19 protein-coding genes and 1 pseudogene are annotated in these 22,162 nt (G+C 51.4%); 8 read left to right on the forward strand and 12 right to left on the reverse strand.

Annotation, left to right across the window (positions count from 1 at the left end; genetic code table 11):
- Window positions 1-24: 24 nt before the first annotated feature.
- Entirely contained in the window at window positions 25-2,064 is a 2,040-nt protein-coding gene (locus EHN07_RS03265) for an EAL domain-containing protein (protein WP_124022773.1), read from the reverse strand.
- Between the two features lie 683 nt (window positions 2,065-2,747).
- On the opposite strand from EHN07_RS03265, the gene EHN07_RS20590 reads away from it, so the two are divergent.
- Window positions 2,748-2,828, forward strand: a complete 81-nt coding sequence (locus tag EHN07_RS20590) for a hypothetical protein (RefSeq protein WP_244202345.1) — start codon at window positions 2,748-2,750, stop codon at window positions 2,826-2,828.
- Between the two features lie 30 nt (window positions 2,829-2,858).
- Here EHN07_RS20590 and EHN07_RS03270 read toward each other — a convergent pair whose 3' ends face one another.
- Entirely contained in the window at window positions 2,859-3,356 is a 498-nt protein-coding gene (locus EHN07_RS03270) for a 2-oxo-tetronate isomerase (protein ID WP_124022774.1), read from the reverse strand.
- Between the two features lie 280 nt (window positions 3,357-3,636).
- Between EHN07_RS03270 and EHN07_RS03275 the strand changes: the two genes are divergently transcribed.
- Window positions 3,637-5,601 carry a PhoX family protein gene (locus EHN07_RS03275; protein WP_124022886.1) on the forward strand — a complete coding sequence of 655 codons (1,965 nt, stop codon included), beginning with the start codon at window positions 3,637-3,639 and terminating at the stop codon, window positions 5,599-5,601.
- Window positions 5,602-5,697: 96 nt separating this feature from the next.
- Here EHN07_RS03275 and EHN07_RS03280 read toward each other — a convergent pair whose 3' ends face one another.
- The 10 genes from EHN07_RS03280 to EHN07_RS03325 form a co-directional block, all read right to left on the reverse strand.
- Entirely contained in the window at window positions 5,698-6,663 is a 966-nt protein-coding gene (locus tag EHN07_RS03280; RefSeq protein WP_124022775.1) for a Csu type fimbrial protein, read from the reverse strand.
- 32 nt (window positions 6,664-6,695) lie between these two features.
- Window positions 6,696-8,966, reverse strand: coding sequence for a fimbria/pilus outer membrane usher protein (locus EHN07_RS03285; protein WP_244202346.1), 2,271 nt, complete (start codon window positions 8,964-8,966; stop codon window positions 6,696-6,698).
- Between the two features lie 79 nt (window positions 8,967-9,045).
- On the reverse strand, window positions 9,046-9,765 hold the full coding sequence (locus EHN07_RS03290) for a fimbrial biogenesis chaperone (RefSeq protein ID WP_124022777.1): 720 nt from the start codon (window positions 9,763-9,765) through the stop codon (window positions 9,046-9,048).
- Window positions 9,766-9,785: 20 nt separating this feature from the next.
- Window positions 9,786-10,298 carry a Csu type fimbrial protein gene (locus EHN07_RS03295; RefSeq protein WP_425267166.1) on the reverse strand — a complete coding sequence of 171 codons (513 nt, stop codon included), beginning with the start codon at window positions 10,296-10,298 and terminating at the stop codon, window positions 9,786-9,788.
- 393 nt (window positions 10,299-10,691) lie between these two features.
- Window positions 10,692-11,654: a sugar-binding transcriptional regulator gene (locus EHN07_RS03300; protein WP_124022779.1), complete on the reverse strand. Its 963-nt coding sequence runs from the start codon at window positions 11,652-11,654 to the stop codon at window positions 10,692-10,694.
- Between the two features lie 123 nt (window positions 11,655-11,777).
- Entirely contained in the window at window positions 11,778-12,635 is an 858-nt protein-coding gene (locus EHN07_RS03305) for a phosphogluconate dehydrogenase C-terminal domain-containing protein (RefSeq protein ID WP_124022780.1), read from the reverse strand.
- On the reverse strand, window positions 12,625-13,467 hold the full coding sequence (locus EHN07_RS03310) for a sugar phosphate isomerase/epimerase family protein (protein WP_124022781.1): 843 nt from the start codon (window positions 13,465-13,467) through the stop codon (window positions 12,625-12,627). The genes EHN07_RS03305 and EHN07_RS03310 overlap by 11 nt, the downstream gene beginning before the upstream one ends.
- Window positions 13,464-14,255 (reverse strand): triose-phosphate isomerase family protein, encoded by a 792-nt coding sequence (locus tag EHN07_RS03315; RefSeq protein ID WP_124022782.1) that lies wholly within the window; start codon window positions 14,253-14,255, stop codon window positions 13,464-13,466. Before EHN07_RS03315 ends, EHN07_RS03310 begins: the two co-directional genes overlap by 4 nt.
- Complete coding sequence (locus EHN07_RS03320; RefSeq protein WP_124022783.1) at window positions 14,246-15,997, reverse strand: dihydroxyacetone kinase family protein; 1,752 nt, start codon at window positions 15,995-15,997, stop codon at window positions 14,246-14,248. The genes EHN07_RS03315 and EHN07_RS03320 overlap by 10 nt, the downstream gene beginning before the upstream one ends.
- A 1-nt stretch (window position 15,998) precedes the next feature.
- On the reverse strand, window positions 15,999-17,366 hold the full coding sequence (locus EHN07_RS03325) for an MFS transporter (protein ID WP_124022784.1): 1,368 nt from the start codon (window positions 17,364-17,366) through the stop codon (window positions 15,999-16,001).
- 384 nt (window positions 17,367-17,750) lie between these two features.
- On the opposite strand from EHN07_RS03325, the gene rpiB reads away from it, so the two are divergent.
- The 6 genes and pseudogenes from rpiB to EHN07_RS03350 all read left to right on the forward strand — a co-directional run bounded on the left by rpiB (window position 17,751) and on the right by EHN07_RS03350 (window position 22,153).
- A complete protein-coding gene (gene rpiB / locus EHN07_RS03330) occupies window positions 17,751-18,209 on the forward strand; it encodes a ribose 5-phosphate isomerase B (RefSeq protein ID WP_124022785.1) in 459 nt (152 codons plus the stop codon).
- A 50-nt stretch (window positions 18,210-18,259) separates the two neighbouring features.
- On the forward strand, window positions 18,260-19,240 hold the full coding sequence (gene tal, locus EHN07_RS03335; RefSeq protein ID WP_124022786.1) for a transaldolase: 981 nt from the start codon (window positions 18,260-18,262) through the stop codon (window positions 19,238-19,240).
- Window positions 19,227-19,427 (forward strand): annotated as a pseudogene (locus EHN07_RS03340) (transketolase); the annotation flags it as partial. The gene tal and the pseudogene EHN07_RS03340, both read left to right, overlap by 14 nt.
- A gap of 29 nt (window positions 19,428-19,456) precedes the next feature.
- On the forward strand, window positions 19,457-19,636 hold the full coding sequence (locus EHN07_RS20450; protein WP_167467266.1) for a hypothetical protein: 180 nt from the start codon (window positions 19,457-19,459) through the stop codon (window positions 19,634-19,636).
- 159 nt (window positions 19,637-19,795) lie between these two features.
- The gene (locus EHN07_RS03345; RefSeq protein WP_124022787.1) at window positions 19,796-21,106 is read left to right on the forward strand and encodes an MFS transporter; all 1,311 of its coding nucleotides are present in this window, start codon (window positions 19,796-19,798) and stop codon (window positions 21,104-21,106) included.
- A gap of 9 nt (window positions 21,107-21,115) precedes the next feature.
- The gene (locus tag EHN07_RS03350; RefSeq protein WP_124022788.1) at window positions 21,116-22,153 is read left to right on the forward strand and encodes a 4-hydroxythreonine-4-phosphate dehydrogenase PdxA; all 1,038 of its coding nucleotides are present in this window, start codon (window positions 21,116-21,118) and stop codon (window positions 22,151-22,153) included.
- Window positions 22,154-22,162 lie beyond the last annotated feature (9 nt).

The raw sequence follows: 22,162 nt of genomic DNA on the forward strand, positions 1-22,162 counted from the left end.
GTTACTGATATCCATTCTGGTACGTTAAACGGTATTTGGGGAGAGGGGGTGCTGCGTAGATAAGATGCGCGATAAGCGCTCACTCGGCATTGGGTAATAGAACAGATACCCCTGGATTAAATCGATTCCTGCATTGCAGCACTCATCATACTCTTCTTTAGTTTCAACACCTTCGATCAGGATATTGCCGCAGGAGGTATGGCATAAGTTGACTACCTGCTTTAAAAAACTGACGCCGCAGGGTAATGCTAATCCTTGTACTAAGGTACGATCGATTTTTATCTTATCAAGTTTATATCTAAGCAGATAAGAGAGGGTGGAGTAACCACAGCCAAAATCATCAAGAGCAATTTTTATGCCTTTCTCGTGAATTTTACTAATAACATTCTCAAGCCTTTCTGGATGCGTGATTTTCTGTGATTCAGTTATTTCAAGTTCTAATGTCCAGCCGATCGGAAGATTTTTATTAAATAGCTTGTCAATAACCGTGAGTAGTCTTGGATCGGTAATTGTTTGTGGCGAAATATTAACCGATAAAGTCATTCCCGTGAACTGATGAAGTTTTTCATGGATATGAGTAACCGCTTGTTCCAGCACCCAAAAATCCAATTCAGGCATGATCCCTAATGTTTCATAATAGGAGAGAAAATAGGGAGGAATGATATGCCCCTTATGGTTTTTATGGCGTAACAATACTTCCACTGCAATAATTTTCTTATCAAAAGCACGGATTTGTGGTTGAAAGAAGAGAATGAAATCACCGGTTTTGTTTAATGTTTTTATCCGATCCCGGGCATCAATCATCTCATTAATGACATCGATATGCTGGTTTTTAGAGATTAAACTAATATCCAGGGTGGTTTTTTGCGGGATGTTATCGACGGTTGGAATAGTCATCGTGGCATCCGTAAGATTTAAGTTGGTCATTCTTTCCATTACACGGAAGAAAGGGTAGTAAATGACCGCACCCAAAACAACTAATAAAATCTGTAGCACCACCGATAGCATACTGCCGCCGCTTGCCACCCAGGCGTTGATGAACGGCGGTGTGGCCCAACCGACAAAAGTTTGCATCGCTGGAACAGCTCCATATGCGGTTGCGGCATAGGCCATGCTGTAATTAACCATCGGCGTCAGGATAAAAGGGATGAACATAATCGGATTCAGAATAACCGGCAACCCGAAAATGAGCGGTTCATTGATATTGAAAAAAGATAATGGCAGGGAAACGCTGAGTAGTTTTTTGTATTGGGTGCTATTTTTCATAATTAAGCACAGTAATAAGCTTAAGGTTGACCCGATCCCACCCGAGGCGCACCAGACATCGTAAAATGCCGGGCTCAGAATATTCAGTGGCGCATCGCCAGCATGCCACTGCGCGATATTATTAGCAGATTCCTCAGCAAGCTTTAATGAAATATCCTGGAATACCAGCTGCCCGTGCACACCTAAAAACCAGGTGAGACCCCGAACAACTTCATAAAGCAGGCCATGAAAATAGCCGTCGGGATAGATTAATCTCGCAATATATTCATTCGCTTCATTAAAGCTTGCTGGTAACAGCTCCGTCACGCACAGGCTAATACCCAGTACTAATAAAAGAGGGGCGGCAATGATGACGGTATAGTAAGTATATTTATTCTTTAACTCGCGGGTTACATTGGCTAATTTTTCAATAGTCAGATTGGTTAATATGGAAACGCCAATTGAGACCGGAATACTGGTATGCATGAAAAAAGTGTCTTCAGTGACCAGTATTCCTGTCGCCATCATTAATGCTGTAAGACTTACCGCGATGGAGATCACTACCGAGGTGTCTGATTTGGCGGCCCAATGAATAGAGAACAACACGTTGATAATTAATGGCATGAATGCCAGCATGCTCAACTGCATGTTATTTAGCCAGTTGAAAGCGTCGCTGTAACCGAGATAGGCCAGTAATGTTGCTATCACCACCAGGATTGCCCTGATCATGGAGAACGGCATGATAGAAATGGTACTGGCAGCGATGGTTTGCAACACCCTATTTTTTGTTAAATAAGTAAACGATCTGAAGGTATTCATTATTTGCTCACTGAATTGTTTCTTTTTTGTTATTTTACCGGGTGTGCTTTGTATATTAATGATTAACACGCTATCACTGGCCCACTATTATACCTCTATTTATCCCAGGATGCATATTACCTGCGGGTAAGAATATTTCTGATTAATCATTCAGCTGATTATCAAGCTTGAGAAAATAGCGAGGGAGTTTGCGGGGTTATTTCCTTTATATTAACCTTGCCGTTTATTTGAGAGATTATTACCGTCAATGCGCATTGAGATTATTCTTAAATCACCGACTGGTAATGATTTTTGTGAGTTAAGCGACAATAAAAAACAGCACTTTGAATAAATTTTTGGAAAAAAATGCGCGGCGAGCTAGCTTATTAATACCATAGATAAACGTGGTTTCCCTGGTAATTGTTAAATTTTGCCGTTCACCCTGAACGGCATTTCTTTTCACCCTGCGAAGATTGGTAGATTTAATCATTGGCGTTGCGATAGTTATTCATTAAGGGAGGGAATATGTCCGAACATCCAGACATCGATCGTCCTGAACCTAACGAAATCCCTGTTCCACAGGAACCAGAACGGCGATTCCCCGATGAGGTTGACCCGGTGGATCCCGATGTACCCAAAGACAAAATAGTACAGACTCCTGGCCACTCAACGGAGTAAGCCGGAGAAAACCGTCACCGGAGGCAATGATGTTATACGTTGAAAAAGACGACCCGCGTGAAGCGCCCGAATCCGGCGATAAAAAACCGGATCCGGTGAAAAAATAGTTATGCCAAAGGTCACACTCAGGTGGCCTTTTATTTGTTGCTTTGCTCAATGAGCTGCTGCACGCCAGCAAGCGCGTAGTCGGTAGCCTGGCATATTACCGCTTGCGCATCGCCGGTGAAGCACGTTGATTTAACCATGGTTTCTGCGCCTGTCATTTGCCATGCAAACCAGACCGTACCCGCTGGCGTTCCGTCTGTGCCACCTTCAGGGCCTGCATAACCGCTTACCGCCACGCTCACATCGGCCCCCGATCTCAAGCGCGCACCGGTGACCATCTCTTCCACCGCTCTGCGGCTAACGGCAGTATGCTTTTCTAAGGTCGCGGGCCGGACGCCTAAAATCGCCGTTTTTGCCTGGTCGTTAAAGGTCACAAAACCCCCCGCATAAAATAGCGGAGTATCATCTGCGGCACACAGCGTTGAGGCTATCAGGCCACCCGTACAGGACTCTGCGGTGGAAAGGGATATTTTCCTTGCAATCAATAACTGACCAAGCTGGCTGGCGATGGAGGGTGAAGGTTTAACCATTTTGCGACTCTCGAATAGGATGCGTTTAAATACTTTCAATTTTCAATCTATTACAGGAAATACCCGTCCTGCCTGGACCGGAAGTAGCTACATTGTGACCGTCCAAAACAAGGGTATTGTTGTAAAAACATTTACATGTATTTTAGACGCTGATAAGACTGCTGCCGGATTTATGGCGGCCCCCCGGCCAGCCAGATGCTGTTTGTGGTCGTTGTTATAAAATTGTAATAAAACCTTCTTATACTGCTCGCTGGTAAAATTATATCGACAGGACGCCATGATGAGCAGACCTCTTAAACCATTATTTAAACAAGAACACAGTGACGAAATCAGCAACCGCAGCGCTAACCCCGTCTTTTCCGATGTAGCCAGCGCGTTTTTGAGCCGCCGTCGTTTTTTGCAGATGGGCATGCTGGCCGGAACTGCCGTGACCTTCCCGGCGTTACTGAAATCACCGGCAGCATGGGCGGTGGAGACGGCAATCGCACGTCCTTCATCCCTTGGTTTTACCAGCATTGCTGTCTCGACTGATGATACCGTGCGCGTGCCGGAAGGGTACGTCGCGCGACCGTTTTATCGCTGGGGCGACGCTGTCGGCCTGGCAGGAAAACTGCCGGAATTTAAAACCGACGGCAGCAATACGACCGATGAGCAGGCCGCTCAGGCAGGGATGCACCATGACGGAATGGCCTGGTTTAGCCTGCCGCTGGGCGGCAACGATCCCCATCACGGCCTGCTGGCACTGAACCATGAGTACATCGACAATGGCCTGCTCTTTAAAGACGGCGTGGCGAACTGGAACCTTGAGAAAGTGCGCAAGGGGCAGAATGCGATGGGGGTTTCGGTTATCGAAGTGAAAAAAGAGGGCGATAGCTGGAGCGTGGTACGGCCCTCAGCGTTTGCGCGGCGCATTACCGTCAACACGCCGATGACCCTGACCGGCCCGGCAAAAAATCACCCATTAATGAAAACCGAGGCCGACCCGCAGGGGGAAACGGTGCTGGGGACCATGCAGAACTGTGCCAACGGCCAGACGCCGTGGGGCACCTATCTGACCTGTGAAGAGAACTGGTCAGATATTTTTGTTAAAAAGGCGGCGGTTAACGCGCTGGAAAAACGTTATGGCATCAGCGACAGCGACGAGTCATACCGCTGGAGCGAAGCCGATCCGCGTTTTAGCGTCGACGCCACGCCCAACGAACCCAACCGCTTTGGCTGGGTGGTTGAAATCGATCCTTATCACCCCTCATCGACTCCCCGTAAACACACCGCGTTAGGGCGCTTTAAGCATGAAGGCGCGGCTGTCACTCTGGCGGCAGATAAGCGCGTGGTTGCTTATATGGGCGACGATCAAAGATTTGAATACATCTATAAATTTATCTCTAAAAATAAATACGATGCGAGCCAGCGCGATGCCGCAATGGATCTGCTTTCTGAAGGCACGCTGTACGTGGCGAAGTTTCATGAAGACGGCAGTGGCAGCTGGCTGCCGCTGGTGTACGGGCAATCAGGCCTTGATGAAAGTAACGGTTTCGCAAGCCAGGGCGAGTTGCTGATTAAAACGCGTCTCGCCGCCGACGTGGTGGGGGCGACAAAAATGGACCGCCCGGAGTGGATTGCCGTTGACCCACACTCGGCCGGTAGCGTTTACTGCACCCTGACTAACAATAGCGATCGCGGCAAAGAAGGCAAAGCGCCGGTTGACGCGGCGAACCCGCGCGCCAATAACGTTTACGGGCATATTATGCACTGGACGGAAGAGGGCCACGACCCGGCAGCGACTGCTTTTAAATGGGATATCCTGGTACTGGGCGGCAAGCCTGATAGCGCGGATGAAAACAGCAAAGGCTCGATGCAGGGGGCTGAATTCGGTAGCGCGGACGGGCTGTCGTTCGACCATCGCGGCGTGCTGTGGATCCAGACGGATGTTTCATCCAGCACCATCAACAAAAAAGCGTATCAGGGAATGGGCAATAACCAGATGCTCGCCACCTTGCCCGGCAGCAATGAATACCGACGTTTTCTTACCGGCCCGCGCGGCTGTGAGATTACCGGCATTGCCTTTACTCCGGATAACCGCACCCTGTTTATTAACATCCAGCATCCGGGTGAACCCGGCGATGACATCAGCGATCCGGCAAACCCAACGGCGGTCTCCAGCTGGCCTGACGGCGATAAAAACAGCCGCCCACGCTCTTCCACCGTGGTGATTGTTAAAGCGGACGGCGGGATTATCGGTAGTTAAAAGCGGCCCATTCAGGGCATCAAGGCAAGGTGTTGATCGGCTTATCCACCTTGCCGGTGATGCCCTGAAATTTTCCCGCGGGTTATCAATCCAGCCTCAGTACGTCACATTGATGGTAACCGTATCGGCATAATTATCGGGTGCATAGTTAGCGCTGGGTACGGTTGCATAAACCGTATAGGCCGTAACGGAGCCAGATCCGGTGCCCTGAACGCTGTTGGCGCTAATGCTTCCCCATGGCACACCGCTCTGGCCTGAAGTTGAACGCAGCTGATAAGGCACGGTATCGGTATTCGTGCTGCGGCCTTTCATGGCGCCGCTGCCTGTCGTGCTGCCATTGGAAGGGCTAAGCCCGATGGAATAAGGTGTGCTGTTAGAGCAGGCAACACCAAGCGTATTATTCGCGGCGATACTGGACTGGTTCATGGTCACCGAACCCATATTGATATTATTGACGAAATTAATACTGCATTGCTTAGTGACGTTTGCCGTGACGGTAAAAGGAAAACTCGGGCCGACTCCGCTACCGCAGGTGGTGGGCGGCAAGAGGATCCCGGTATTGATGGTTACGCTGGCGGTGGCTGAGGTAAACCTGTCTACATAATTACCCGGAGCGGCAGAGGTTTGCGGGGTGGTGAGCCGGGCATAAACGGTCAGACTGCCGGTAACGGGCACCAGATCCAGCAGGTTTACCTGCGCCATTACCGGCGCGGTGCCCGCCTGATTTTGGCTTCCCCATATCTGGGTATAGCCTGAATTTTGGTAGAGCTGATAGCTCAGCGTCCCGGGAGGAGGGCCGCTAAAAGACATATTGCGCGGGTTAATTTGCCCATTACTTGATGCGCCAAGATTAAAACAGAGTGTGACGGCGCTCAGTACATCCGTCAGGGCTTTACTACAGGTATAGCTGAATGTCATGGACGTTGTGGCACCGGCTGTGCTCAGCGGGCTCACATTGCCAAAATTAACCGGCTGAACGCCACTGACGGAGCAACTAAGCGCATGGCCGACGCCGGGAAATAAACTGAGGCTGCCCATCCAAAATAACACTCTTAAACGCATGTCGGTTTCCTGTGCTTAAAATTCAGCTGTTCTCACAACGACTTTTGGCAAACAAGCGGGCCAATTTGTGGAATGCTCACGGCCTTGTCGGGGTAAGCGAACTGTACGGAGCATGGGCCTTGTGAAGAGTGGACTTGCAGCGTGTTGTACAATTCCAGCGTGTCAAAATAGACCAGCCCATCAAAACCTACGAGGGTTTGCTGGCCCCGGCTGGCATTGAGCTCAACCTGGGTGCCTGCCTCAATCAGTTCACCTTGCGCATCAACCAGGATTATCTGTGCTGCGCGAACCGGCTTAATACTAAATTTGACCAGAGAGCCTGAACGGTCAGCGGGCGTGGCGTAAGCGTTAACCTGGTCAATACGCATATTGGCGGGTAAGTTCATCGGATCGATGCTCAACAGGTTTTTTTCATAGCTTTTAAGCGAGGTTACCAGCAGCAGCCCCTGGCTATTACTGGTGCCGATAAGATTGTTTTGCAGTTTGACGGGTAAATCAGCAATGCCGTCGGTGGAGACCACCGCAAAGCCATCGTCAATGGTGCGGGTGGCAAAAATCCCACCGCCCATCATCACCAGCGCTCCGCTACCGCCGGCATAGGCAGAATGCGTATCGGAGGCGTGATTAAATCCACTGTAAATCTTGCCATAGCGCCCAAGATAGCCCAGCTCTCCCTGGCCATTTTGTTGTGAAGCCTGCTGGCTGGCCGCGAGATTCCAGCCCCAGCCGCCTTCTGAGGGCTGAGTTTGGCTGGCATTCAGCACGTAGCCTGTTTCATCATTGTTGCGCTGTACGGTGCTGCTGGCGGTCAGATTATTGTTAAGAATAAGGGTCGCCGTCAGGTAGAGGTTGCGATCCCGGCTGTCGTTAACGTTCTGATTTATCCCCGCGTTGAGGTAGATATTCTCTGTGAGGGCCTGGTACCAGCTGGCGCCAGCATAACGTTCTGCACGGTCACCAGGGTAGCGGTATTGCAGATAGCTCATGCTGAAGTTGCCATACGAGGCGGCATTGTAACCAATAACCACGTTGCTATTTAATGCGGGTGGGGGCGGGCCATAGCTGCTGGCGATATCGCGATAATCGCCGGAGGTGGCAATAGTGGCGGTGCTGAAATTGAAATTATTGCCTATCCAGCGATAGCCGAGGCTATACAGCAGCCCATCCCGGTGCGCATCGCTACTCATCGCGACGGAAGTAGAGAGGGTGCCAATATTAGCCGCTGGGATCCAGTCGATGCTCAATCCTGAGTTCACCAGTCTGCGGGTTAGCTCAGAATGAACCGCACCGGTAAAATTGTTAGCGATTCCCCGCCGCCAGGTTCCACTAAAAGAGGGCGTGCTGGCATAATCGAACGAGGAAAAACCGTAGTTTTCGCGCACGACGCCTAGTTCGGCTGACCATTCAGTCAGACCTTCACGCAGCAGCTGCCGATCCTGATAAAACGAGAAACTCTGTGTTGTGGTGCGCCCCAGCGCATCGGTCATATTGATCCGGGCATAACCCGCACCGCTGATATTGGGTTGGGAATTGATTTCAAACTGACCTGCAGGAACCTCGCCGCTGTAATACTTCATGCCGTTGATAAATAATTCCACGTTTGAAGGTACCGTTGCTGAACCTAAAAAGGAGGGCAAGGGAGTTGTGGGCATATCAGGCTGCAGGCTAAAATTGGTGCCGATCTGAATACCCGCAATGCGGGTAGGGCGTGACCAGCTCAGGCCGCTGGTGAGCGTGTCACCAAGAGTGAGGCTGAGCAGGCTTTCCGGAAAGGATGAGCGCCATTGTGTATCAAGCCGGCTAAAGCTCTGTTGGCTACCCGTACCGCTGTGTGCCGAACTGTACTGGGTCAGTTGAGATGAACTGAGTACGCCGGCAGAGTTAAAGGCTCGTAATTCACTAAAGGTATTGGCACGGGTTTCATCATTCTGAGCGCCGTAAACTTCATAATTGAGTAATAACCCCCGAGAGGTTGAGACCGTTGGCGCAGCCGACTCAGACTGATTGAGCCGGGTGGTATTTAAATTCAGGATTTTCAGGGGGGCTGTCAATGCCAGGGTTTGTTGTGAGACATTATAATTTGCCTGTAGTTGGGCGATATTATCCAGCGGTACAAGGTCAGGCATCCCCGCAGGTAATTTAAACCCCGTTTTTAACAGGGTTTCTTTGTTGCTGTATAATTTACCTGCTATCTCGCTAAAATGCTCAACGCCGATATGATTGCCATTCAGGGTGACATCAAGATATAAATCGACTACCGCGGAATGCATATTATCATCTGTGGTAGTTTGTACGGGAGTCATAATAGTATCCGCTGCCGGGGTGACTGCGGGCGCTAATCCTCCACTGAGCAAAGAAATCATTATTATCCTGATATATAAGTTAAAGTTGCTGCACCTTTTTTTGTCCATTTACAGTAATTTCTAGTTTGCTTCCGGGGGCGCTATCCGCGGCGTTAACCGGCAATATCCAGCGCATTGTTGCACCAGGCAGAACATAGCCTAATAATCCTGGCGTTATCTCTTTTCGTCTGCCTTGCCTGTTGATATACGAGGCAGCAGATAACTGCGCATGGCTATTTCCCTGGTTACTGACTTCGAGAAAGGCATCCTGGCCAATACGCTGAATACTCCACTGTAATTTTGCCGAATTATCGCTGTTGCCTTTGGGCTGAATAAATACCGGGATGGAATAATGCAGCACAAACTGTATTTTATTTTTCTCTGGTTCAGCCGGTGGCAGTTCATTAACTGACAGTCGGAAGGCTTCTTCCCGGGTGCTGGAGGATGGCCCCATTCGTATCACCCTGATTAACTGCCGCTCTCCCGCAGCCAGCTTCAGCATCGGTGGGCTTATCACCAGCGTGCGGGAAGGATTGAGTTGGTTTTCAAAACCCTGCTGGTTCCAGCTAAACACTCGAACCTGCGCATGTATCGTATTTTGTCCCTGATTTGTTAACCAGATGCCCTCGGCATTTTGCCTGTCCTGCAATGTCAAAGTGACAGGTGAAACCTGCAGGCCGCTGGCCATGACATTTTGTTCCCATACGGCTGCCGCCAGCATAAACAACAGCGCGACAGCCCGTCTAACCGATGGATTCATGATGATAATAATCCTTTATATTAATAATTTACGTTGATTGTTACGGTGTCGGCATAGCTGTCAGGGGCAAAGTTAGCGCTGGCCGCAACGGCATAGACGGTATAGGTCTGAGCCAGCCCCGTTCCGGTTGCCGCCACCCCATTTCCTGCTGCAGTGGTGGTCGCCGTGTTACCCCAGACGGGGCCGGTGCCTGATGTTTGGTGTAGTTGGTAAGGAATTTTATCGGTGTTGGTGGCACTGTTTTCGACCGAAGCCATAGAGCCTGCGCCCGTGGTATTGCCGCCGTTAATGGTCGATGGCGCAAGGCCAATGAAATAGGGGGTAGTCCTTGAACATTGTACGCTGAAGGAACTATTGCCGGTGGTGTTGGTGGCACTGCTACTCACAGAGCCCAAATTGATATTTGACCCGCTGCCCGAGTTAACAATGCACGAAGCGGTGATGTTAATCAGCACCTGAAACGTGTTAGTCGCCACAGCGGCCTGTGCGGAAGGCAGCAAGACCAACATCATGCAGGAAAAAAACATGTGCATTTTAATGAGCATATTCATATTGTTACACCCGTCCAGTTTGCCGTGGTTTGTCAATAAGGCGTATGAATGATTTTTACGCCTCTTGAAACCATAGGCTCAGGTTTATTTTTATGCCAATTTAAATGACTGTTAATTTGTAGGTTTTTTCAGGGTGTTCAATTTTAACATTCTTAAACTTCAGGTTTTTATAATCTCTAAAGGCGATAATCAACGGACTGAATTAATCGGCGTTAAATAATTTATGGTGTTTGGAGGTAAATTCATTCGTAGGCTAAAAATAATGCTGAAAGGGTAGTGGAAATATTTATTAAGGGACCATGCTTTGATCTGAAAAGCAGGAAATACGGATATTCCCTGCCGTGTTGTTATCAAGCGAAATTCACTCTGGAATAATTACTGCGATAGGCTGAGGATAGTACGGATATTTCTGGCGCTGGTCGCAATAATATCAATCGCGCCGGTGCGTAAAGCCCCCATAATGGCCATGGCCTTGGTGTTTTCAGCGGCAATAGCTATTACGCACGGGATATTTTTTAGCTCATCAACGCTCAGGCCGATCACTCTGTTATCCATCACGGTATTAACATGTTTACCCTGAGCATTAAAAAAGTCATACCCCGCAATATCGCCAATCACGCCCTGATTTAAGCTGGCATGGCTGATTTCCTGAGGTGTGAACCAGCCCAGCTTGACCATATAGCTGTCTTCATTCATATCGCCGATGCCAACGAGGGCAATATCGGCTTTGCGTGCGCGGTCGAGCGTTTCTTTAATCGTGCCATTTTGCATGAGCGCTGTTTTCAGCTCTGCATTCTCCACATAGGCGGGGGCGTAAAGAGACTCACTGGTGCCGCCAAATTTCTTGGCCAGTAGGCGGCTGATATGGTCGGCATTAATCACATCCCCGGGGCGATGGGTGCCACCAATACCACAAATAAAACGGCAGTCTTTAGGGGGGAGATTGTTGGTATATTCCGCAACGGCGGCAACGTTGCGCCCCTGGCCTACGGTCACCACCATATTGTCTTTCAGGGTGATGGCGAGATAGTTCGACACCAGCGCGGCAACCTGGCGGCGCTGTTCATCTTCATCATTATGGTCCAGCGCAATCAGGGCGCGGTTGATGGAAAAACGTTCTTTCATCTGCTTTTCAAGCTGGGTGCTGAAGACCGGATGATAGCGAACGTTAATCTCGACGATGCCTTCTTCTTTGGCGCGTTTTAGCAGGCGGCCAATCTTAATGCGCGAAAAGCCGAATTTGTTGGCAATCTCTTCCTGGGTAATCTCATCACAATAATAAGCGATGGCGATCTCTGTCAGTAATTCATAATCCTGAGAGTGGCTGGACTTATCCATGCTGAACCTGATCTCCAGTGCGTTAAGGGGTAAGGGAAAGTATGGCAGGCTGCCAATGATATCAGAAAAAGCGCGGTGCACTGAGCAGAAAGCTCCGCCAGCATGCTGGCGGAGGGGGGCCATTTAGCGTTTCAGCTGGTCTATTTTAAGCATCCTGGCAATAACGGTATCGAGCTCTTTCTGCTGGTAGATAACTTTCCAGTCGGGCTTAATAATTTTCTCGCGCCCGTATTCCATCGCAATCATGCAGGCGTCGGAGAAGGGATTGGTCGCCCGGAAGGCAACGGCCAGCGCAATCTGAATATGGCCATAGAGCATGGCTTCGGCGGCTTCTTTCGGCACGCCGCAGTGCTTAACGGTTTCATCCAGCGCTTCTTTCATAAATGCGCCAACCATGCAGGCAACCGTTTCAACCAGCGTCGGTTCCAGATAGGCAAGCTGTTTTACCGTCACCCAGTGAACCTGTTCTACCGGGCCGTACATGCAGCTGATAACTTTGCCGAGCGCCGCTTTTTGTTTCTCATCACCGTGTTCAAAAGAGGCGGCGACATGCTGCGGGGCGGCGACTCCGCCAAAAGCATCGGCATGCTCTTCTTTGGTATAGCGCTGCAGGAAGACCGAAGGGTGGCAAGGATGCGCCACGGCGTATTCAATGCCCTCCTTAATAGCAATTAAGCCTGCATAGGCGGCTGCCGGGTCAAGCGTCAGCAGGATGGCGCCCGGTTTCATCATCGGGACGATCGCTTCTGAGACTTGGCCCAGCACGATATCAGGCACGGCGAGGATCACCACATCGCTCAACGGGACAACCGAATCAGCAGAAGAGAGTTCACGGCCCTGCGCGCTGACCTGTTGCTGTGCCTGCGGTGAGTTTTCGCAATAGAAAACTTGGTAATGGCTTTTCTGGAAATTAGCCGAGATGCGCATTCCCATTTTCCCGCCTGCGCCAATGACGGTAATTGTTTTCAGTTCAGCAGACATGATGTGACTCCTTAGGGAAGGAAGAGGTAAGGGAGAGGTTTTTTTGTTGTAGATAAAGCATGTTCTGACGAGTCCAGATCGTTTCCGTTTCACAGGTTGTGGCACTGTCACCCAGCCAGGGGAGCCAGTGCTCAATAATTTGGTTTATCTGGCGCTCGCGCGGCTGGAGGCGCTGCCAGATGGCATCGTAGTTAAGGAGCCCTTCGCCTAATGGGCAGCCGGCAAGGGTGAAGCCCACCCAGCCGTCGCGTCTTGAGAAAGCAAAATCTTTGACGTGCCAGTTCAGTACGTAATCAGCCGTTTGCCCGACCACGCTATCAGGCAGCTCGAGAGCCGCGACGCAGTTTGCCGGGTCAAGACAGATGCCGACATAACGGGAATTGAGTGCTTTGACCAGGGCAACATTCTCGTGCGTGGGAACCTGCTCGTAAGTTTCAAAACACAGCGACAGGTGCTGTTTTTCAAGCTGGGGCAACACGCTTTCCACGCAACGCTGTGCTTCAGCAAGCGTAGGGCGGTGATCCGGGCTGTTAATCATGCTGCGCAGCACCCGGCAATCTAATTTTTCCGCAAGCTTCAGGTAACGACGTAAGTGTTCAATCGCCACCCCTTTGGTTCCCAGCTCAAGCGAGATATTTAAGGCTTCTGCCTGCTGCCGGAGCCGGGTTAATTCGCTATCAGACCAGCCGGCAATCTGCGGATAGTCACAAATCTGAAACACCTCTGCGCCAATTTCAGCAGCGTCATTGAGCGCGTCAAACAACGTCAGCGGAACGGGGGCTTTATCCGATAAGCGCCAGAAGTAAGCCCAGGTGCTGAGTCCGATTTTCATATCGTCTCCTTCTGAGAAGAGTGATGAGAAAGGGCAAACGCTTCATCCAGAATGCTTTTAAAGGCGTCCGGGCTGTGAGCAAAACGCCCGAGGAACAGGCCGTCGACGTCAGGCCATAGTTGTGTGAGCAGCCCGGGGCCTGCGCTGCCCCCATAAATCACGCGAGCTTGCCGCGGCCATGCCGCCGCCAGATGATGGCGCAGGCCTGAACATACGGTGCGAATGTATTCAGCAGATGCGGGTTGTGACGCGCCGATTGCCCATTGCGGCTCCCAGGCGAAAATTATCTCACCCTGCAACCTTTTGTTTTTCAGAGCGTTGATAATGGTGTTGGCTTGCTCAATGGCAAATACCCTGGCATGGCCTGCCGCCATGCGGGTGGTTTCACCGATACAAACTACCGGCGTTAGCTGGTGCTGCAGGGCCAGACAAACTTTCTGGCAAATCTGCGCGTCATCTTCATGAAAATGGGTCCGGCGTTCGGCATGACCAAGCTCGACAAAGCGGCAGCCCATCTCTTGCAGCATGCGGGCACTGGTCTCTCCGGTCCAGGCTCCCTGCGGCTCAGAAGACATATTTTGCGCCCCTACGGACATGGGCGCTGCTGCAAATGCCGTAAGCGCCGTTTCGATAGCGGGCTGCGAGGGAAAGGTAAAGAGCGTGACATCGTTGTGCTTGAGTAGCGGGTGATTACGCGTAATTTCAGCCACCTGCTGGCACCATTCACGCGTTTGCTGGTAGCCGAAGTACATTTTGAGGCTGACGCCCAGCGTCAGGTTTACAGGCATAGCGTGTCTCCCTGAGGGTGCACTGCCGGGAATGTTTCACCAACCGCGTTCAGGATCAGAGATAGTGAAACCGCACCGGCATCCGGGGAGCCAAGGCTGCGTGCGGCGAGGGGGCGAGCGCGGCCAATTTTCGGTACCAGCTGAGCCGTAGCCCGGGCGCAAAGCTCCGCTTTTCTGGCAGCGAGCTGCCACGCCGCGGCCAGATCGTGCCCCTGTTCGATCTGTAGCGTGAGTTCTTCACTAAATGGCAGCAGCACATCGACCAGGGTTTTATCACCCGGCTTAGCCTTGCCAAAATGCATCACGCCGTGGCTTGCCTGGCTGAAAGCCTGAGCAATCGCGTTTGCCGTGGGCTTTTCCTGATTGCCGATAGCCGTTCCCAGGGTATTGAGGATCACGCCCCAGATCGCGCCAGATGTGCCGCCGGCTTGATCGGCCCAGGCATCAGCCGCGTGCTGTAATACCGTGCCGGCACCGGCGCCTTGCTGAAATGCGCGTTGGGCTCGGTCGCGAGCGGCGCGCGCGCCACGCTCCATACCAATCCCATGGTCGCCATCCCCGGCGATGGCATCAATTCGTCCCAGCTCGTCGGCATTTTTAATCACCGCCTCAGCAAGGCGTTCAATCATAATGACGATTTGCCCGGCAACGGCCTGTGATTCTGGGGTGGCAGCTGCCACGCTCTCTTCTGCGGGTGCTTCGATGTCTTCTGTTGCCAGCAGGGGGGCTTTAATCACCGATCCCACTTTAAATGCCGGGCTGTAGGCTGGAGCGAACCAGAGTGCCTCAAGCTGTTGGTTACACCAGAACAGCGTCAGAGAAAGTCCTGCCATATCAAAGCTGGTGACAAACTCACCAACCTGCGAATCCACCAGCGTGATGCCATGCTCCTGCAGGCGGCGTGCAACGCCATGCCAGACGACAAATAATTCCTCGTACTTAACGGAACCCAAACCGTTAAGAATGGCGCCTGCGCGTGCTCCTTTTGCCCGGGAGATTCCTGCCGGTAGCTCTGCCAGCAGTTTATCTACCAGCATTGCGGCCAGCTCATCGGCCGTAGGAATCGCCAGTTCTCTGATGCCCGGTTCGCCATGAATCCCCATACCAAATTCCATCCGTCCCTGAGGCACGTTGAAAAGAGGGTGGTCAGCGCCCGGCAAAGTACAGCCTGAGAAGGCAACGCCGATGGTTCGGGTGCGCTGGTTTGCCATTTGGGCAACGGCCAGGACTTCGGCAAGCGTTGCCCCTTGTTCTGCGGCGGCGGCCGCCGTTTTGAACACCACCAAATCACCCGCAACGCCACGGCGCTTGTGAATTTCATCAGCGGATGCGCTGGAAATATCGTCCGTTATGGCGATCAGTTCGCACGGGATCCCTTCAGAGATAAGCCGCTCGCGAGCCAGGCCAAAATGCAGAACATCCCCTGCGTAATTACCGAAAGCCAGTAATACGCCCGCGCCTTGATTGACCGTTTTGGCTACAGAGCAGATTTGCTGCGCCGAAGGCGAGGCGAATAAATTCCCCATTGCCGCACCGTGGGCTAACCCCTGGCCGACCAGCCCTGCAAACGCGGGATAGTGCCCGGAGCCGCCGCCAATAACGATGGCCACCGTATCGGGTTTACTTGCGGTATTGCGTACCACACCGCCTGAAACCTGCCGTACCATACTGGCGTTGGCGCTGACAAAGCCGGAAATCATCTCTTTGGCAAATTCTGAAGGATTATTGAAAAGCCACGTCATGTTAATTCCCTCCTGCTTGTTTCAAATTTTCTTCATGTCCGTTTAATAGGTTGGTTTGTTGTCCAGGATGCGAAAAACGGCTCAGGAACAGCATCAGTAACGCTGACAGCAACATAAAGGCGCCGACCACCATCATCGGCACCAGGTAATCACCCGTTTTGTCATGCAGGATGCCGGTGATGTACCCGGCGGAAAAACCGGCCACGTTGCCTAATGTATTGATTAAGGCCACGGCCGCGGCCGCTGCGGCACCGCTGAGGAATTGAGTCGGCAGCGTCCAGAAATTCGGCAGCGCGGCGAAAATGGCGCTGGCGGTGATTGAAATCACCAGCATTGTGGAGAGCGGGGAGTCCATAAACAGGGCTACAGGGACGCTCACGGCGCCGACTAACGCCGGGATGGCGATATGCCACGGCTTACAGCCACGGCGCGTCACGTCACGTGACCAGAAGATCATCACCACCGTTGCGACCAGGTAAGGGGCGCCGGTGATCAGCCCTTTCTCCATGACGCTGAACGTCACATTAAACTGGCTCTGGAATCCGCCGATGATGGTGGGTAAGAAAAAGGCCAGAGCGTAGAGCCCATAGATGAAACCAAAGTAAATCAGGCACAGCACCCAGACGCGGCCATTTGCCAGCGCGGCACCCAGGTTATGGTTAGCCGTATGGGATTTTCGGGCATCTTCATGCTCAAGTTCAGCCGTTAGCCAGGCTTTTTCTTCAGCCGTCAGCCATTTTGCATCTTTTGGTTTATCAATCAGATAGAACCAGGCAATCAGGCCGACAACAATGGCCGGAATGGAGACGCCGAGGAACATGACTCGCCAGCCTGACAGGCCAAACAACCCGTGCTGATTGATAAACCATGCGGCAAGAGGGGCGCCAAACACCACGGTTAAGGGTTGGGCAATATAAAACAGTGACAGAATTTTACTGCGGTAACGCCCGGGAACCCATGCGCTCAGAAAGAAGATGGCGCCCGGGAAGAAACCGGCCTCGGCGATACCCAGCAACAGGCGCAGGATATATAAGCCTTCGACGTTACTCACCCAGGTGAACAGCAGCGACACAATTCCCCATGACACCATGATGCGCGCCAGCCAGCGGCGTGCGCCATAGCGATGCAAAGCCAGATTGCTGGGCACTTCCAGCAGGATATACCCAATAAAAAAGATCCCGGAAGCCAGGCCGAATTGCACTACATGTAGCCCAAGCTCTTCCGTCATGCCGTTCGGTCCGGCGAAAGAGATAGCCGTGCGGTCAAGGAAGTTAATGAAGAACATCAGCGCCACAAAGGGCACCAGACGAAGACAGATTTTACGAATCGCTGACCGCTCAACGGCGCTCGCTTCATGGTTCGGATTCACTGTTTCACTCCTTCCAGGTAAATAAATTACCTGCGGGGAAAAGGGCTGAGTACGGCATAACCCGTGTCGACTGCTTTAGGTTAACCAGATTTTTGTTTACAAACTCATTACATGACAAATGAACATTATCAGCTCATAAGATAGGAGCATATGAGCAGATGATGAAAATGTGATTGCCTTCAAATTGCCCATAACAGGAAGTTTATTGCATATAAGAGCAATTTTTGCGCATATTTACCGGAGTGTGCGCCTGTTCACATGAAATATAGTTGAACTTATGCTCAATTGATCTTACATTTTTCGCACGGAATAGATTGATCATATGATTTCTTGTTGTTCATATGAGCGGTTTTTGATGCGGTTGATACGAGAGAGATAAGCGATATGTTAACAATTGCGATTGGCGCTGATGACGCGGCCACTGAAATGAAAAACATGGTTAAAGCGTACCTGCAAGGCAAAGGAATTGAAGTTATCGACTACAGCCATGATGGAGAAAACAACGCTCTGATTTACCCGGATATCGCTTACAACCTGGCAACGGCCATCAGCGAGGGGCAGTATTCGCGCGGTATTTTGCTATGCGGTACGGGGATTGGCATGGCGATTGTGGCCAATAAAGTGCCGGGCGTGCGGGCCGCACAGTGTCACGATACCTATTCCGCAGAACGCGCTCGCAAGAGTAATGATGCTCAGGTGATGACTATGGGCGCTCGTGTCATTGGGCCGGAGCTGGCAAAAAATATCATTGATGTCTGGCTGGCGGCGGAGTTCGAAGGGGGGCGTTCGGCACCCAAAGTTGAAAAAATCAGCTACTACGAAAAGTTACCCCGTCCGGTATAAGGCCGGAGGGGGCATTCGCACCCTGTTGCAGGGTAAGGAGGAGCAACATCATGAACCAACTGGAGCAGCTAAAACAGTTCACCACGGTGGTGGCGGACAGCGGGGATATTGAGGCCATTGCGCATTTCAAACCGCAAGATGCCACCACTAATCCTTCTTTAATTTTAAAAGCGGCAGCCCTTCCTCAATATCAGCCATTAATTGACGATGCGCTGCAATATGCACTCAGGCAGGGGGGCTCGCAGGAAGCCTGCCTGAGTAATGCAGGTGATAAGCTGGCAGTCAATATCGGCGTTGAACTATTAAAGAAAGTCCCCGGGCGTGTCTCAACCGAAGTGGATGCCAGGCTCTCTTTCGATCGCGGGCTCTGCGTGGCAAAAGCGCGCAAGCTGATACGGCTCTATCAGCAACAGGGTATCGATAAATCACGTATTCTTATCAAACTTGCGGCAACCTGGCAGGGGATTAAAGCCGCAGAAGTCCTTGAAAAAGAGGGCATCAACTGTAACCTGACGCTGCTTTTTTCATTTGCTCAGGCTCGGGCGTGCGCTGAGGCCGGGGTGTTTTTGATTTCACCTTTTGTCGGCCGTATTGATGACTGGTATCAGGCTCATAACCCCCAGCGCAACGAGGATGTTGACAGCGATCCTGGCGTCGCATCGGTTCGCAAAATCTACTTTTATTACAAAACGCATCGCTATCCCACCGTTATCATGGGGGCCAGCTTCCGCCGGGTTGAACAAGTGCTGGCATTAGCAGGCTGTGACCGGCTGACCATTTCCCCGCCTTTACTCAAAGAGCTTAGCGAACAGCAGGGCACCGTCGTGCGCCGTCTGGAACCGGGTAACAGCGTGGAGAACCGCCCGCAGCCTCTGACGGAGTCCGAATTTTACTGGCAGCACCACCAGGACCCCATGGCCGTTGATAAGCTGGCGGAGGGGATTCGCCTGTTTGCCAGGGATCAGGAAAAGCTTGAGGCGATGCTTGTGGAGATGTTACGCAACAGGGAGGCTGCCAATGCTACCGCGTAAAACATTAAGTAATACCCTGCGCGCGCTTGCAATGGACGCAGTACAAAAAGCCAAATCCGGTCACCCGGGCGCCCCTATGAGGATGGCCGACATTGCCGAAGTCCTGTGGCGCGATTTCCTGAACCATAACCCGAACAACCCAGCGTGGGCTGACCGCGACCATTTCGTGCTGTCTAACGGTCACGGCCTTCCTGATGTTCGTGGAGTTTGCCCGTAATGCGTACTGCCGAAAGCCGTGGCGGCGCGTGGTGCCATCGAAGCCAGCATCGCTGGCTACTGGTACAAATAGGCGCCACCTTCGGCGAGTCGGCTCCTGTTGAGCAGCTGTTTGAAGAGTTTGGCTTCACCGTTGAGAATGTTGTCGCAAAAGCGAAAGAATTGTTCTGTGCCAGATAATGCCGTTCACCCTCGTTTAGTAAGAAAGAGAAAAGTACGGCCCTCTACAATCAAATGAACACGGAGCGTTATTTGATAAATAACAATCGCGAGTTTCACTTCAGTCTGGCTGACGAAGTGTAGTGAGAGATCGCAATAATAATATTGCAGGATAGACTCATGAACGTGATGAAAAATAAAAGCACGCAGATCCTTGCGTTATTTTGTGCTCTTTCTTTTCTGATGTATGTGGACAGGGTTAACCTATCCGCTTCAGCTGCGTTGATTAAAGAGGATATCGGCCTCGATAATACCGAACTGGGCGTTATCTTCTCAGCATTTGCTTATACCTACCTGGTTTTCCAGATTATCGGAGGCTGGTTTTGTGACCGCTTCGGTGCCAAACGTACCATTATTATCTGCGGTAGTATTTGGGTCGTCGCGACCGTTTGTACCGGCTTTGTCGGTGGCTTCGCCTCATTATTCCTTAGCCGGCTTTTATTGGGTATTGGCGAAGGTGCAGCACTGCCATCACAAGCACGCGCCATTAGCTTCTGGTTTAAAAAGGAAAAACGCGGATTCGTTCAGGGGCTGACGCATTCATTCTCTCGTTTTGGTAATGCCGTCACTCCCTCGTTGGTCGCTATTCTGGTACTGGCCCACTCCTGGCGCTTTTCATTTGTCGCGCTTGGCGTGCTAACCGCCGTCTGGCTGATGATGTGGATCGCGTGGTTTCGCGATTCGCCACATCAGTTTTCGCAATTAAGCAAAGAAGAATTAGCGCAATACCCGCAAGCCGATCCTCAAATAACGGAAAAGGTTAAAGAACCGACTCCATGGGGGGCGCTGTTAAAACGTATGGGGCCCACTATGGGCGTATATTTTTGCTATGGCTGGACAGGCTGGCTGTTTTTTACCTGGCTCCCGACCTTTTTCATGAATGGCCGTGGTATGGATATTAAAGCATCAGCCTTATTTACTTCCGGCGTATTTCTTTCCGGTGTGGTGGGAAATACCGTAGGCGGCATTCTGAGTGATTATATTTACAAGCGTAGCGGAAACGTTGTTGCGGCTCGTCGCAATGTCATTATATTTAGTTTTCTTAGCGCTCTGCTATTGCTGATCCCGGTTATTCTTTCATCCTCAATGACCGTTGTTACGCTATGTCTGGCCGTCGCGTTTTTTTGCCTTGAATTAACTATCGGTCCTATTTGGGCGGTGCCTATGGATATCACGCCCAAACATGTTGGCATTGCCAGCGGCCTGATGAATGCCGGTTCAGCCGTTGCCGGTATCATTTCCCCGATTCTGTTCGGCATCATTATCGACAAAACCGGCGACTGGAGTTTGCCATTCTATGGTTCTGTGATCCTGTTGATGGTGGGCATCATCCTGACTTTCTTTATGCGTCCGGACATCCCATTACAGGAATTAAAGCGCAATACCAACGCGCACTTACACGATAAGTCATCCGTAACGTCTGCAAATTGAGGAAATATTATGTCTCTACCTGTCATCGCTATGGTACTCGGTGACCCTGCCGGCGTAGGTCCCGAACTGGTAGCCAAGGTGCTGTCTGATAAATCATTACTTCAGCAGGCACATTTCATCATCATCGCCGATCGTGACGAAATGAAAAAAGGAATGGCGATTGCCGGTTGTGAATTCCCGTGGCGCGAAGTCACCGCGCCAACGAAGTCGGATCTCACCGTCGGTGAGGCGCTCTTGATGCATCATCGTTGTAGCCATCCTGCGCCGTTTGAGTATGGGAAAGCGACGGAGCAAAGCGGCGTTTATATTCTGGAAACGCTTAAAAAAGCGCTGGAGCTGACGCAGTCCGGTTTTGCGCACTCCATTTGCTTTGCGCCATTAAACAAACAAGCCATGCATATGGGGGGCTTAACGTTCAGAGATGAACTGCACTGGTTCGCCGCGCAGTTGAACTGGACGTCATTTTGCTGTGAAGTCAATGTTGTTGACGATCTCTGGGCAGGGCGTGCGACCTCGCACATTCCCTTCCGCGATATTGTGAGCAACCTCTCCATCGACGGCGTGCTGGATACCATTATCCTGATGAACAATACCCTGCGCCAGGCCGGATTTGCCACTCCCCGAATTGCGGTGCAGGCGCTTAATCCACATGGAGGAGAGAATGGACTCTTTGGTGACGAAGAGCAGACCATTATTTGCCCTGCCATGGAGAAGGCTCGCCAGCAGGGGATCGCCGTTTTTGGCCCTTATCCTGCGGACACGACCTGGAAGGCGATGCAAAGCGAGAAGCTGGATGCCGTCGTTTCGATGTATCACGACCAGTTTGCTACCGCCTTAAAAATGCTGGGTTTTGAACGTGGCGTGACCGTGCAGGGGGGGCTTCCTGTCCCGATCGCTACAGCGAATCACGGGACGGCCTATAACCTGTATGGACAAAATGTGGCCATACCGTCGGCCTTTGAACAAGCGGTGCTATTAGCTATTCGTATGGCTAAAGGAAGTCAACCGGCCTTACAGGTAACCGAACAAGCGTTAAATAACGCCTGATAAACTCCG

This window comes from Buttiauxella warmboldiae, from assembly GCF_003818135.1.
Classification (GTDB): domain Bacteria; phylum Pseudomonadota; class Gammaproteobacteria; order Enterobacterales; family Enterobacteriaceae; genus Buttiauxella; species Buttiauxella warmboldiae.